Source organism: Falsiruegeria mediterranea M17, assembly GCF_900302455.1.
Taxonomy (GTDB): domain Bacteria; phylum Pseudomonadota; class Alphaproteobacteria; order Rhodobacterales; family Rhodobacteraceae; genus Falsiruegeria; species Falsiruegeria mediterranea.
In genome coordinates this window covers 131,181-144,018 of the sequence record NZ_ONZG01000010.1, presented here as the reverse complement: position 1 = coordinate 144,018, position 12,838 = coordinate 131,181, and the positions used below count along the sequence as shown (strand labels likewise).

The window sequence follows — 12,838 nt, the reverse complement described above, 5'->3', positions numbered from 1 at the left end:
CGCCGCGCGCGCGTCCGCTAGGGTGGCCTCCGGAGAGAGAACAGGCATTCAGATGACAACGAATTCAACGCCCGTTTCGGGTCGACACTACCTCGCCATTCCAGGCCCTTCCGTGATGCCCGATGCGGTTTTGCAAGCGATGCACCGCGCCGCGCCCAATATCTACGAGGGTGAGCTGATCGACATGATGTCGGGGTTGACCGCTGATTTGCGACGTGTGGCCCGAACCGAGCACAACGTCGCCATCTACATCGCCAACGGTCATGGCGTCTGGGAGGCAGCTCTGGCAAATACCATCGCACCCGGCGAGCGGGTGCTGGTCCCTGCGACAGGGCGGTTTGCCCATGGCTGGGCGCTGATGGCTGACGGTCTGGGGATCGAGACGCAGATCCTCGATTTCGGCAAATCCAGCCCGTGGGACATGGATAAGATCGCCGACGCGTTGCAGGCAGATACTGCGCATCAGATCAAGGCCGTGCTGGCGGTGCATGTGGACACCTCGACCTCGATCCGCAACAACGTGCCTGCATTGCGCGCGCTGCTGGACAAGCTGAACCACCCCGCACTGCTGATGGCCGATTGCATCGCGTCGATGGGCTGCGACCGGTTCGAGATGGATGCCTGGGGCGTCGATGTGGCGGTCACCGGAAGTCAGAAGGGGTTGATGGTTCCGCCCGGCACAGCGTTTGTGTTCTTCAACGACAAGGCGGCGGTCAAGCGGGCATCAATGCCGCGCGTGTCGGGGTATTGGGACTGGACGCCGCGTGCGAATCCGGAAGAGTTTTATCAGTATTTCAACGGCACGGCGCCCACGCATCACCTCTATGGTTTGCGCCAGGCCTTGGACATGATCCATGGCGAGGGGATGGAAAACGTCTGGGCAAGGCACGAGACGTTGGCGCGCGCGATCTGGGCTGCGTGTGATGCCTGGGCCCAAGGCGGGGCGTTAGCTTTGAATGTCGGGGATCCAGAGCACCGTTCGCGCGCCGTCACATCACTGCGCCTGGATCAAGGGCGAGGCACGGCCTTACGCAACTGGGTGGAAAGCAATCTGGGGCTGACCTTGGGCATCGGGTTGGGCATGGCAGAGCCCGGTGACCCAAAGCGGGATGACTTCTTTCGTTTGGGTCACATGGGGCATCTGAATGGTCAGATGGTTATGGGGATGCTGGGCGGCGTAGAAGCCGGTCTTGCGGCTTTGGATGTCCCCCGTGGCAAAGGGGCGTTGGATGCAGCGGCCGCGGTGATTGCTGACGCTAGTACTTGAGGCTCGGTGCACTCCCGCCCGTCGATCGAGCATCAAAGATGCCCTCCTCCCGTTGGGCCGGGCCTCGCTGCGCTCGGCGGTTGGCGCTTATGGCGGAACGGCTACCCCAAACGGAACCGCGCCGGGCTTTGCCCGGCGCTCGGCCCAAGGCCGCTAGCGGTGCTGACGCAGTCAGGATCGCTCGGGCGCGGGAGCACCCCGTTGACCATTATCAAGTGCGCTTTCCTAGACGGGTGATGCCAGCATTCAGAACGGCGGCCAAAATCAACGCTACACCAAAGCCAAAAAGCGCCCAGATTGCGCAGAGCATCCACATCAGGTTTACCCCCAACATGGTCAATGCCGCTGTTGTGTAATCGGGCGCGCGGCCCGGTGGCTTGCCTCGCACGGCTCTCTCCTCCACGCAACACTATAGCGCGGAGGCGGGATTTGTCAGGTCACGCTTGGGTGTTGGTCTGAACCCGCGCGATCTGCAGCGCGCCGGGCAGGGCAGCGGCAAAAGCGTCGAGGTCTTGCGGGCGACCACAGCTGATTCGAATGCATCGGTTCTGAGGCGCGGCAAACGGCATGCGCACGAACAGCCCGCTCGCGATCAGCGCGTCCAGAACTGCCTTGGCAAACACCCCGTCCCGGCCGCAGTCGATGGCGACAAAATTGGTCGCAGAGGGAACTGTACTCAGCCCGTTGTCTTGCGCAATTGTATCGATGCGCGCGCGCGCTGTACTGATTTCAGACTGCACATGCGCCAACCAATCCGCATCACCCAAAGCCGTAAGTGCACCAGCTTGCGCCGCCCGGTTCATGCCGAAATGGTTGCGCACCTTGTTGAAGGCCGAGATCAACTCGGGCGCGCCAAGGGCATAACCCACCCGGGCGCCCGCCATGCCGTAAGCCTTTGAGAATGTGCGCATCCGGATGAGGCGCGTGTCGCCTACGTCAACCGGTGCGGCGGTGCCTTCCGGGGCGCATTCGACATAGGCTTCGTCCAGAACCAGAAGGCACCCTTTGGGTAGGGCTTCCATCGCAGCAACGATCTCTGCGCCTGAGTGCCACGTACCCATCGGATTGTCCGGGTTGGCCAGGTACACCAGTTTGGCGTCGACTTCAGCTGCTTTGGCAAAGAGCGCCGCCGGGTCTTCGTGATCGCCCGAATACGGCACCTTGTGGAGCACGCCGCCAAATCCCGCGACGTGATAGTTGAATGTGGGATACGCTCCCTCCGACGTAACCACCGCATCACCGGACCCGATGAAGAGCCGCACCAGATAGCCCAACAGCCCGTCGATCCCTTCGCCGACAACGATGTTCGCGGGGGATACCCCGTGGTGTGCGGCCAAAGCGTGCCGCAGATCGTGGTTTTCCGGATCACCGTACATCCAGATGTCACCAGCCGCCTTTTGCATCGCTTCGATTGCGCGGGGAGAGGGGCCAAAGACGTTCTCGTTCGCCCCAAGGCGCGCATCAAAGGGCGCGCCGCGCTGGCGTTCCTGTGTCTCGGGCCCGACAAAAGGCACAGTGGCAGGCAGGGATTGGGCGAGGGGGGTAAAGCGAAGCTGTGTCATACCCGCAGATAACCGCAGCGCGCGGGCTCTCGCAAGCCTCGCGCGCTGTCAAAGGGTCTCGATCGGCTTAGAAGAAGATCAGATAGATGATCCCGGCATAGATGCCGTACTGGATGGCGTAATAGACAGTCCTGTTCCACGCCTTGATACGCTTGCCGAAGGCGCGCACCTTGTAAATCCAGGCAAAGGCCTTGTTCACGGCACCCACTTTGTCGCCCGGCACATTCTTGGTGGCCGAGGCTGACATGACAATGTTGGAAAACGCGGTGTTGATCCAGTTGATCGGCGCAAAGGTCACCGGGCGCTTGATGTCCAGGAACAGCACGATGCGGTTTGCATCGGTCGTGTTTTCCGCGTGGTGGATGTAGGTCTCGTCGAACATCACCACTTCGCCGTCGCGCCACGAGTAGTTCTCGCCATCAACATTGATATAGCAGTCGTCATCGTTGGGCGTTGTCAGCCCCATGTGATAGCGTAGCGAACCTGCAAAGGGATCGCGGTGGCGCACCAGCGTGGCGCCGGGCGGCAGGCTGGCAAACATCGCGCCTTTGATCGAAGGGATCTGTTCCACCATCTGCGTGGTCACCGGGCAGTTGTCCTTGGCCGACCCCAGCGAAGAGCCGTACCACTTCAGGTAAAACCGGGTCCAGCCGGTCTTGAAGAACGAGTTGAAGCCGATGTCGTCCAGATCATCGGACGCCTTGATCGCGCCGGTGCTGTTAAGCTGCACGGCCTCGTCGCGAATGGTTTCCCAATTGTCTTGCAGCGGCTTTAGTTCAGGAAACAGGGCCGGGTCGATGTAGGGCGTCGTCGGTACCTTGGAAAAAGCGTAGAACAGGCAGTTCAGCGGCGCAAAAAGGTTGGCGTGGTCCGTGATCCGGCGGCGGATCAATTCGTGACGCAGCTTACCTCGGGTCTGCACGTAGATCGAGCACAACACAAAGATCGCGAGTATGGCAAAACCCATTCAATGTCCCTCCGAGGAAATCTTATTGTTTAACTTTGATTTGACCGCATATGCAGATGGGCCGTCGGCCGTGCAAGAGGGCAGTATTCACTTTTTACATATTGCGACAATCCTTTCAGCGGGTCTTTGCCGAGGTATTTGAGCTATTTGGTGAAGCAAAACCAGTGTTTAACCCCGTCAGCGGGTTGCGCTGATCGCCTCAAGGTTGCAGGGTTCGCACGAGTTTTGTAGCGGCGGGGACATTCATGCGCATTCTTTTGATTTTGCTTCTGGCAGGGCTTGGGTATCTGCTGTTCTGGCCCGTTCCAGTTGATCCGATCGCATATCACCCACCCGAAGATCGCGGTTTTGTGGGGGACTTTGCCGAGAACGCTGCGCTCGACGAGGCACAGATCGTCACCCTGCCGGATGGCGAAATCGGCCCCGAGGATCTGGCGGTGCTGCCCGACGGTCGCATTTTCACGACCAGCCTGTCCGGCGTGCTTTTTCAGATTGAGGGTGACGTCCCTGTCGAAGTTGACCGACTCGGAGGGCGACCTCTGGGGCTCAAGGCCGGACCAGATGGTGCACTTTATATTGCGGACAGCTTTCGTGGGATCATGCGGTGGACAGGTCCGGGCACGCTGGAAAGCGTAGTGTCCGAAATTGACGGCGAGCCGGTGATCTATGCCAACCAATTGGACGTGGGCCGCGATGGCACGATCTATTTCTCGAACTCGACAGACCGGTTCGACCCGGAAACCATGGGCGGGACCAAACCAACCTCTGTTTTGGCGATTTGGGAGCAGTCCGACGCCGGATATGTCGCGCGGCGCACCCCGGATGGTACGGTCAAAAAAATCGCAACAGGGTTCGTCTACACCAACGGGGTGGCGCTCTCACCAGACGAGGATTTCCTGCTGATCAACGAAACCGGGCGCGCAAGGGTGCACCGGTTGTGGCTGATCGGCCCCAAGGCGGGGGAACAAGAGGTGTTCATGGATAATCTGCCGGGCTACCCCGACAATCTGGAACGTCAGGACGATGGCACTTTCTGGCTGGCCTTTGCCAGCCCACGCGTCCCGGCCGAGGCGTTGATGCCCTATCCTTTCCTGCGCAAGGTCATCTGGCGTCTGGGGTCGGCCGTGCGCCCGGCGCCGATCGAACGCGGAATGGTCATTCAGTTCGACCCGGACGGAAAGATCCTGCGCACATTGCAAGATCCCTCGGGTCGGTTGGGCATAACCACCGGCGCGCGGGTTGTCGGAGATCAGTTCTTTGTCATGACGCTGGATTCGCCCGGCTTTGGCCGCATGTCTGTAGCGGACATGCCGTAGACTGCCCCGACGTTTTGATGGCGTGGGGGCTCTGTTCGCGGCAGAGTGCCGTCAACAATAGATGAGGAGGGGCCAAGCCATGGCACGTGTATCGGTTGAATATCAGGACAACATCGCCCGGGTGACCCTGACGCGCGGCGACAAGATGAATGCGCTCGACAAGGCGATGATCGAAGCCATCGTGAGCGCCGGGCAAGAGGTTGCCGCTTCGGACGCGCGCGCAGTGGTGCTGTCGGGCGAAGGCAAATCGTTCTGCGCCGGTCTGGACATGGCAAGTTTCGGTGCGCTGGCCGCAAGTGGCGGGGTGGAGCAGCTGCTCGAGCGCACGCATGAAGACGCCAATCTGTTCCAAGAGGTCGCGCTGGTCTGGCGCCGGGTCAAGGTGCCGGTGATCGCAGCCCTGCAGGGCGCGGCCTATGGCGGTGGTCTGCAACTGGCGCTTGGGGCCGACATTCGCATTGCTGCGCCTGACACCAAGGTCTCGGTCATGGAAATGAAATGGGGGCTGATCCCCGACATGGGCGGTATGGTCCTGCTGCCACAGCTGATGCGTTCGGATGCGCTGCGCCAGATGACCTATACCGCGCGGCCCGTGGATGCCAACCAGGCGCTGGCCTGGGGGCTTGTAACGTCGATATCAGAGGATCCGCTGACGGCGGCGCTGGCGTTGGCCGAAGAAATCGCAGGCAAGAGCCCAAGTGCCATCCGTGCAGCCAAACGCCTGATCGACCTCGCTGAAAGCCACGGGCGCCAGGACGTGCTGCTGGCCGAAAGCGCCGAGCAGGCCAAGCTGATCGGCGGGGCCGAGCAGATGGAGGTGATCGCCGCCAACATGCAGGGGCGTGCACCGGTCTTCAAATGATCTGATCCGCGCCAAGGGGCGGGGGGCTCCCGCACCCGAGCGTTCCCGACTGCGTCGGCACCGCTAACGGCTTTGGGCGTGGCGCCGCGCTGCGCGCGGCGCGGTACCGTTTGGGGCAGCTGGTTCCCGCCAGGATCAACCGCCGAGCGCAGCGAGGCCCGGCCCAACGGGAGAAGGGCATCTTTGATGCACGTACGACGGGCGGGAGTGCTCTCGGATTGCGTCAGCGCATGAAGCTGCGTCGAGCGTCCTGGGCCATATGATAGCGCATTTCCAGATCGGCGAGACGGGCCATTGCGGCTTTGCGTTCTTCTGGATCGGTCAGTGTAGGATATTCGGCTCGCGCGGCATCAAGTTCTTTCTTGATCTTGAACTCTTCTGGTAAAACGCCGGCCTGTGCCATGATACGGTGCGCCGTGTTCAGAGCCGCGTCGCCGCTTGCCTCGCCCGAGCGGTCAGGCAGAGGTTTCCCGGCGCCGGGCAGGTTGTCGAGTTGCCCTTCGGCCTGGGCCTTTTTGATCTGTCGTTCGATCAGGTTTCGAAAGCTTCTCATAGCGGCAATATAGTTCGGACTGGCGGCCTTTGATATGCGCTATGATGTCTTACGAGACAGCAGATAGACGATACCCCCTGCCAGCAGCCCCCAGACGGCAGCCCCCAGGCCAAAAACGGTTATGCCAGAAGCGGTTATGGCGAAGGTGATGACGGCGGCCTCGCGTTCTTCGGCCACAGCAAGGGCCGCATGGGTGGCATTGGCCAGAACGCCCATCAGCGCCACGCCCGTGAGCGTGGCCATCAAGAGCGGGTCGGCATGGGCGGCAAAGCCTGTGATGGCGGCGGCAAAGATGCCAAGGATGCAATAGAAAACGCCCGCCATGATCGCGGACCAATACCGCAAGCTGGGGTCTGGATGGCTGTCTTCGTTTGAACACATGGCCTGCGTGATGGCCGCAAGACAGGTGGCGGCGGCTCCAAAGGGAGCGGTCAGGATGCTGGCAGCGCCGACCGATGCAAACAGGGGCCCCGGTTTCGGCTCATATCCAAAGCTGCGCATCACGGCGATGCCGGGAATATTCTGGGTCGCCATGGTGACCACGAACAAAGGCACACCGATGCCGATGGCCGAGGCCAAGGAAAACGTCGGCGTGATCCAGAGCGGTGCCGTCAGCACCTGATCGGGGGCGATGCCGGTGTCGCTCGCGTTCAGGATCACAACAATGGCGGCGGCGATCACCGCGGCCGGTACAGCAAAAAGGCGGTTGAACCTGCCCGCAATGAACCAAGTCAGGATGACAGGCAGGGCTTGGGTGGGTAATTCGGCTGCGGCTTGAAACGGAGCGATGCAAAGGGGCAGCAGAACGCCTGCCAACATGGCCTGGGCCAGTGTGGTGGGGATGGCCGAGGCCAATCGCGCCAAAGGCTGCCACATGCCCGCAAGCACCGTCAGGGCGCCGGCGCAGACGAAGGCGCCTGCCGCCTCGGCAAAGCCGCCGACGGGCAGCACCGAAACAGCAAGGAGCGCCACACCAGGCGTCGACCAGGCTACGCTGATCGGCTGGCGGTAGAGCAGGCTGAGAACAATGGCGGTGATCCCCATAGCAAGCGCGGCACTCATCAGTCCAGAGGCTGCTTGTGGTGCAGTGGCCCCCATGGCCGACAAGCCCTGAAGAACGATGGGGAAGGAGCTGAAGAAACCCACGACAGCCACGACAAGGCCGGTTGAGATGGTTTGCAAAGGGGGAAAGGGACGCGTCATTAAAGGCCTCGTGCTCAATTGGGCCGAGCTAACAACCACAGCGTAGGGAAGGCAATGAAAAACCCCGCCGTGGCGTGCGCGGCGGGGTTTGGGATTTCCGTATTTGGAACGAGAAGAAGGATCAGGCCAGTTCTTGGAGACGGGCCAGAGCCTGTTTGATCTTGCCTTCTTCCTCTTCCCGCGCAGCCAGATTGGCGCGGGTTTCTTCGACCACCTCTTCGGGGGCCGATTCCGCGAATTTGGGGTTCTTGAGACGTCCGCGCAGGCCGCCAAGTTCCTTGGTCAGTTTCCCCAGAGTTTTCTCAAGCCGCGCGATTTCCGAACCCACATCGATGATGTCCGCCAGCGGTAGGCCAAAGGTACCGCCCGCGACGGGGATGGTCACCGTGCCTTTGGGGAACTCATCGACAGCCGTAAGACTTTCGATCCGGGCCAGGCGCTGGATCAGGACGTGGTTGTTGTCCCAGGCCTCCTGCCCCTTGTCATCCAGGCTCGACACCAGCAGTGCCACCTTGAGACCTGCAGGCACGTGCGTCTGCGCGCGGGCAGACCGAACCGTGTCGATCAGGCCGATGACCCAATTCATCTCGCGATCCGCCTCGGCGTCCACCAGATCAGCTGCTGTATAGGTCGGCCAATCGGCGTGGATCAGCATCTTGGCGCGTTGATCGGCGTGGCCCCAAAGCTCTTCGGTGATGAAGGGCATGATCGGGTGCAGCAGGATCAGCGACTGATCCAGAACCCACCGCAGTGTCGCCTGCGTTTCGGCCTTGGCCGCTGCATCATCGCCCTGCAGGATCGGTTTCGAGAACTCCAGATACCAGTCGCAGACCTTGCCCCAGACAAAACCGTAAAGCGCAGAGGCCGCGTCGTTAAAGCGATAGCTGTCGAGCGCCGCGTCGACCTCTTCGCGGACCTTGGCGGTCTCGCCGATGATCCATTTGTTCAGGGTCTGGGTGGCTTCGGGGCGCTGGCTGTCGCCGGTGTAGGGGATCTCATAATGTTCGGCAAAGCTGAAGGCGTTCCACAGCTTGGTGCCAAAGTTACGGTATCCGGTGATCCGGTCGCGGCTGAGTTTCAGCACGCCGCCAATCGCCGCCATCGAGGCATTGGTAAAGCGCAGGGCGTCGGCACCGAATTCGTCCACAATTTCCAGCGGGTCGATGACGTTGCCGGTGGTCTTGGACATCTTCTTGCCCTTCTCGTCGCGGACGAGCTGGTGCAAGTAGACGGTGTGGAACGGGATCTGATCGACCACGGCCAGCTGCATCATCATCATGCGCGCGACCCAGAAGAACAGGATGTCGAAGCCGGTGATCAGAACGTCCGTGGGGAAATAGCGCTGCATCTCCTCGGTGTCGGCAGGCCAGCCGAGCGTGCCAATGGGCCAGAGACCGGAGGAGAACCAGGTGTCGAGAACGTCTGGGTCGCGCCAGACGGGGTAGACCAATTTGGTCGGGTCCTGATCAACCGCGTAACCGGCAAGGCTCTCGGCAAACTGATGGATTGCCTCATGTTTGTCTGCGACTTCGATGACGGTTGCGTGGCTCAGCGGGCTGGGGATGTTTGCATTGTCATCGAGGAACTTTTCGATGGCGTCTTCGAAGCTAGCGGCACATTCCATGACATTGCCACGGTGCAACATGCCACCCTCGTTCAGCAGTCGACCCAGTTCGACCAGATCCAGCTGACCGTCGTTTTCGTCGTCCTTGAAGTTCTCCGCAGACAGGTCGAGGCCATACCAAACCGGAATCTGATGTCCCCACCACAGCTGGCGCGAGATGCACCAGGGCTCGATGTTTTCCAGCCAGTGGTAATAAGTCTTCTCGCCGCTTTCAGGGATGATCTTGACCGTGCCGTCCTTGACCGCATCCAGCGCCGGGCCAACGACTTTTTCGGCGTCCACAAACCACTGATCGGTGAACATCGGTTCAATGACCACTTTGGACCGGTCGCCAAAGGGCTGCATGATCGGCTTGGCCTCGACCAGCGGAACGGTGGTGGCCTCGGGGGCCTCTTCGCCCTTTTTGAGTTTGGGCTTGGGGCCAAGGCGGGGGTCGTCCGAGGTGGTCATGACGGCCAGGCCGTCGGCGGTGATTTCCTCGACAACCTTGGCACGTGCCTCGAACCGGTCGAGGCCGCGCAGGTGATCGGGGATCAGGTTGATCGCGTCGATTTCGTTTTCGGTAAAGGCTTTGCCACGCGCGTATTCCTGCGCCTTGCTTGCCTCTTCGGCGTAGGGGGCTCCATCGGCCCGCATCGCGCCCTTGGTGTCCATCAGGCGGTACATCGGGATGCCGCCGCGCTTGGCGACCATGTTGTCGTTGAAGTCATGCGCGCCGGTGATCTTGACCGCGCCCGAGCCGAAATCGGGATCGGGGTAGTCGTCGGTGATGATCGGGATCTGGCGGCGGTGCTCTTTTGGACCCACGGGGATTTCGCAGAGCTTGCCGACGATGGGCGCATAGCGCTCGTCCGAAGGGTGCACGGCCACGGCGCCGTCGCCCAGCATGGTTTCGGGGCGCGTTGTGGCGATCGAGATATAGTCGCGTTCCTCTTCCAGGATCACGTTCCCGTCTTCGTCTTTCTCGATGTAGGTGTAGGTGACCCCATCCGCGAGCGGGTATTTGAAGTGCCACATGTGGCCCGCAACCTCGATATTCTCGACCTCAAGGTCCGAGATGGCGGTTTCAAAGTGGGGGTCCCAGTTGACCAGGCGCTTGCCGCGATAGATCAGCCCCTTGTTGTACATCTCGACGAACACCTTGATGACGGCGTCGTGGAAGTTGGGCGAGTTCTCGTGGCCCGTACGTGGGTCTCCTGCGGCGCCAGCCATGGTGAAGGCGTTGCGCGACCAGTCACATGTGGAACCAAGGCGCTTGAGCTGCTCGACGATGGTGCCGCCGTATTCGCCTTTCCACTCCCAGACTTTCTCCAGGAACTTCTCGCGGCCAAGCTCGTTGCGCGAGGGCTGCTGCGTGGCGGTCAGCATCTTTTCCACCTGCATCTGGGTGGCGATGCCGGCGTGGTCCTGACCGGGCTGCCAGAGCGTGTCGAAGCCGCGCATGCGGTGCCATCGGATCAGGATGTCCTGCAGCGTGTTGTTGAAGGCATGGCCCACATGCAGCGCGCCGGTGACATTGGGCGGCGGGATCATGATGGTGAAGCTTTCGTCACGCGATTTGTTCGCGCCTGCCTTGAAGCAACCGGCCTCTTCCCAGGCCTTGTAGAGCCGACTTTCGGCCTCGGCTGCGTTGAATGTCTTTTCCATCGCCATCTGATGTGTCCTGCGTCATCGAATTTGGGGTCAGCGCCTGCAATAGCGAATGGGCGCGGGAAGGGGAAGGGTTTGTCGATGGGATCCGTGCGAGAGGTGCGGTTTGTATCATGGTGACCGGGAGCTCTCCCGCCCGTCGATCAGGCATCACAGATGCCTTCCTCCCGTTGGGCCGGGCCTCGCTGCGCTCGGCGGTTGGCGAAAGTGGCGAAACAGATATCTAAGACGGGACCGCGCCGAGCCATAGGCGAGGCGCCCGGCCCAAGGCCGCCAGCAGTGCCGACGAAGTCGGGATTGTGCGGGCGCGGGAGCGCCCCCGCAGTCCAAAGGTGGATCGTCTGACAGAGCATGCGTCAGGCCCGTGCAAACCTCTCATGAAAATAGGTTTCGACCCTGTGATACGCCGGATCATGAAAGTGCAGTGTGAGCAGGGAATGGTCATTGCCGGGGAACTCGACCGTTTGCAGGTCTTCGCCAAACGCGCTCTCCAGCGCGCGCATTAGGCGTGCAGGGGCCATCTGGTCGCCGGTGTACCGCATGGCAAGTCCGGGGCCTTTGCTTTTCATCCCGGCGCGCGCCTCGGTGATGTCAGCCTCGCTCATGTGCAATGTGTCGCCGCCAAAAAGCGGCAAGGCGGGCTGGCTGGCCACGCCGCCGAGAACCGCCTCATCCGCCATCAACGCCAGTGCAAAACTGCCTGTCAGGCACATGCCGATGACGCCAACGCCTGCGGCGTCCTCTTCGGATCGAATGTGGCGGCACAAGGCGCGCATCCAGGTTGAGATCGGGCTTTGTCGACCTTTCAGGAACACGTTGAATTCACGTCGGATGCAGAACATGCGCAGGGCGTTGCGCGTCATCGTCACCTTGCCGAATGTGCCAAAGAGGTGTGGTAGGTAAACGCGAAACCCAGAATCCGTCAGGCGATCGACCAAGTCCAGCGTTTCCGGGCCGATGCCTGGCAACTCCTGCAGCAACAGGATCGGTGGGCCGTCGCCCCGGACATGCACCGTATGCGTGGCCTCGTCCCCGGTGCTCAGCGCAGCGGTGAATTCAAAGGTTCGATCAGGTTCCCACAAGGACATATCGGGGACATAGCGCAGTACCCATGCTAAATCCACGGATCGTGCGAAAACGCAGTGTTTCCGGCCCAAATGGGCCGAAATTCTGCTATTTCGCGGCTTTTTTGATCGGTTTGGGGTTCACTCGGGTCGAGCCGCCGCCACTTCCGCGTTCTGGAGCGGCTCGCGGGCGCCGGGGCGGATCACGTCCGGGTCATAGGGGGTGCGATCAAAGACCTCGCGCACCATGGGTGCAAAGAACTCCAGCGGCAGGTCCTTGTATTTTGGATCGAACGAGGCCTGGTCCCAACGTTCGCAGAACACCTCGTTGTCCTCGAAATAGGCGTGACCACGGTGACGCTCCCGCTTGTTCTGGTCGAACCCTTCCAGGTGATGGCCATAGTAGAGCATCTGGAAATCGCCGTGGGTTTGCACGACCCAGGAACATTGCTCGCGCACAAAGGGCTTCAAGATCGTCGCGGCATATTCATCGTGGTTGTAGGGTGCATAGATGTCGCCGATGTCATGCAGCAGGGCCGAGACGATCCAGTCGATGTCGGCCCCATCGCGATAGGCGCGTGTGGCCGATTGCACCGAATGTCCCAAACGGGTGATCTGATAGCCCGAAAGGCTTTCGTCCAGATCGACCAGCGCCTGCAACAGGCGGTCGGCGGTGTGTTTGGTGTGGTCGATCTCGTGGGCGGTCAGGAATTCATACTCTTCCTTGGTGCCGTCCTTCATTTGGGTAAAACTGACTTTGTCCACAGTCG

General features: G+C 61.1%; 11 protein-coding genes. 3 read left to right on the top strand and 8 right to left on the bottom strand.

The window, feature by feature from the left end; all coding sequences use genetic code 11:
* Positions 1–52 precede the first annotated feature (52 nt).
* Positions 53–1,267, top strand: coding sequence for a pyridoxal-phosphate-dependent aminotransferase family protein (locus TRM7615_RS18740; RefSeq protein ID WP_108790480.1), 1,215 nt, complete (start codon positions 53–55; stop codon positions 1,265–1,267).
* Positions 1,268–1,478: 211 nt separating this feature from the next.
* Here TRM7615_RS18740 and TRM7615_RS18735 read toward each other — a convergent pair whose 3' ends face one another.
* The 3 genes from TRM7615_RS18735 to TRM7615_RS18725 all read right to left on the bottom strand — a co-directional run bounded on the left by TRM7615_RS18735 (position 1,479) and on the right by TRM7615_RS18725 (position 3,796).
* Positions 1,479–1,655: a hypothetical protein gene (locus TRM7615_RS18735; RefSeq protein WP_235824140.1), complete on the bottom strand. Its 177-nt coding sequence runs from the start codon at positions 1,653–1,655 to the stop codon at positions 1,479–1,481.
* 49 nt (positions 1,656–1,704) lie between these two features.
* The gene (locus TRM7615_RS18730) at positions 1,705–2,829 is read right to left on the bottom strand and encodes a pyridoxal phosphate-dependent aminotransferase (RefSeq protein ID WP_108790474.1); all 1,125 of its coding nucleotides are present in this window, start codon (positions 2,827–2,829) and stop codon (positions 1,705–1,707) included.
* Positions 2,830–2,896: 67 nt separating this feature from the next.
* Entirely contained in the window at positions 2,897–3,796 is a 900-nt protein-coding gene (locus TRM7615_RS18725) for an aspartyl/asparaginyl beta-hydroxylase domain-containing protein (protein WP_108790471.1), read from the bottom strand.
* A gap of 245 nt (positions 3,797–4,041) precedes the next feature.
* Here TRM7615_RS18725 and TRM7615_RS18720 point away from each other — a divergent pair, with 245 nt between their 5' ends.
* On the top strand, positions 4,042–5,112 hold the full coding sequence (locus TRM7615_RS18720; protein WP_108790468.1) for an SMP-30/gluconolactonase/LRE family protein: 1,071 nt from the start codon (positions 4,042–4,044) through the stop codon (positions 5,110–5,112).
* A 79-nt stretch (positions 5,113–5,191) separates the two neighbouring features.
* The gene (locus tag TRM7615_RS18715) at positions 5,192–5,974 is read left to right on the top strand and encodes a crotonase/enoyl-CoA hydratase family protein (protein ID WP_108790465.1); all 783 of its coding nucleotides are present in this window, start codon (positions 5,192–5,194) and stop codon (positions 5,972–5,974) included.
* Between the two features lie 223 nt (positions 5,975–6,197).
* Here the strand turns inward: TRM7615_RS18715 and TRM7615_RS18710 are convergent, their stop codons facing one another.
* From TRM7615_RS18710 to TRM7615_RS18690, 5 genes are all read right to left on the bottom strand, one after another.
* Entirely contained in the window at positions 6,198–6,527 is a 330-nt protein-coding gene (locus TRM7615_RS18710) for a DnaJ family domain-containing protein (RefSeq protein WP_108790462.1), read from the bottom strand.
* Between the two features lie 39 nt (positions 6,528–6,566).
* The gene (locus TRM7615_RS18705; RefSeq protein WP_108790460.1) at positions 6,567–7,730 is read right to left on the bottom strand and encodes a benzoate/H(+) symporter BenE family transporter; all 1,164 of its coding nucleotides are present in this window, start codon (positions 7,728–7,730) and stop codon (positions 6,567–6,569) included.
* 121 nt (positions 7,731–7,851) lie between these two features.
* Complete coding sequence (locus TRM7615_RS18700; RefSeq protein ID WP_108790457.1) at positions 7,852–11,007, bottom strand: valine--tRNA ligase; 3,156 nt, start codon at positions 11,005–11,007, stop codon at positions 7,852–7,854.
* Between the two features lie 353 nt (positions 11,008–11,360).
* Complete coding sequence (locus TRM7615_RS18695; RefSeq protein WP_108790454.1) at positions 11,361–12,128, bottom strand: dienelactone hydrolase family protein; 768 nt, start codon at positions 12,126–12,128, stop codon at positions 11,361–11,363.
* A gap of 81 nt (positions 12,129–12,209) precedes the next feature.
* A complete protein-coding gene (locus TRM7615_RS18690) occupies positions 12,210–12,809 on the bottom strand; it encodes an HD domain-containing protein (RefSeq protein WP_108790451.1) in 600 nt (199 codons plus the stop codon).
* Between the last annotated feature and the right edge of the window lie 29 nt (positions 12,810–12,838).

Excerpts from the sequence above, each read along its gene's own strand:
- TRM7615_RS18730 (WP_108790474.1), bottom strand. The coding sequence starts at position 2,829 with ATGACACAGCTTCGCTTTACCCCCCTCGCCCAATCCCTGCCTGCCACT.
- TRM7615_RS18710 (WP_108790462.1), bottom strand. The coding sequence starts at position 6,527 with ATGAGAAGCTTTCGAAACCTGATCGAACGACAGATCAAAAAGGCCCAG.
- TRM7615_RS18715 (WP_108790465.1), top strand. The coding sequence starts at position 5,192 with ATGGCACGTGTATCGGTTGAATATCAGGACAACATCGCCCGGGTGACC.
- TRM7615_RS18700 (WP_108790457.1), bottom strand. The coding sequence starts at position 11,007 with ATGGCGATGGAAAAGACATTCAACGCAGCCGAGGCCGAAAGTCGGCTC.
- TRM7615_RS18690 (WP_108790451.1), bottom strand. The coding sequence starts at position 12,809 with ATGAAGGACGGCACCAAGGAAGAGTATGAATTCCTGACCGCCCACGAG.
- TRM7615_RS18725 (WP_108790471.1), bottom strand. The coding sequence starts at position 3,796 with ATGGGTTTTGCCATACTCGCGATCTTTGTGTTGTGCTCGATCTACGTG.
- TRM7615_RS18740 (WP_108790480.1), top strand. The coding sequence starts at position 53 with ATGACAACGAATTCAACGCCCGTTTCGGGTCGACACTACCTCGCCATT.
- TRM7615_RS18720 (WP_108790468.1), top strand. The coding sequence starts at position 4,042 with ATGCGCATTCTTTTGATTTTGCTTCTGGCAGGGCTTGGGTATCTGCTG.
- TRM7615_RS18705 (WP_108790460.1), bottom strand. The coding sequence starts at position 7,730 with ATGACGCGTCCCTTTCCCCCTTTGCAAACCATCTCAACCGGCCTTGTC.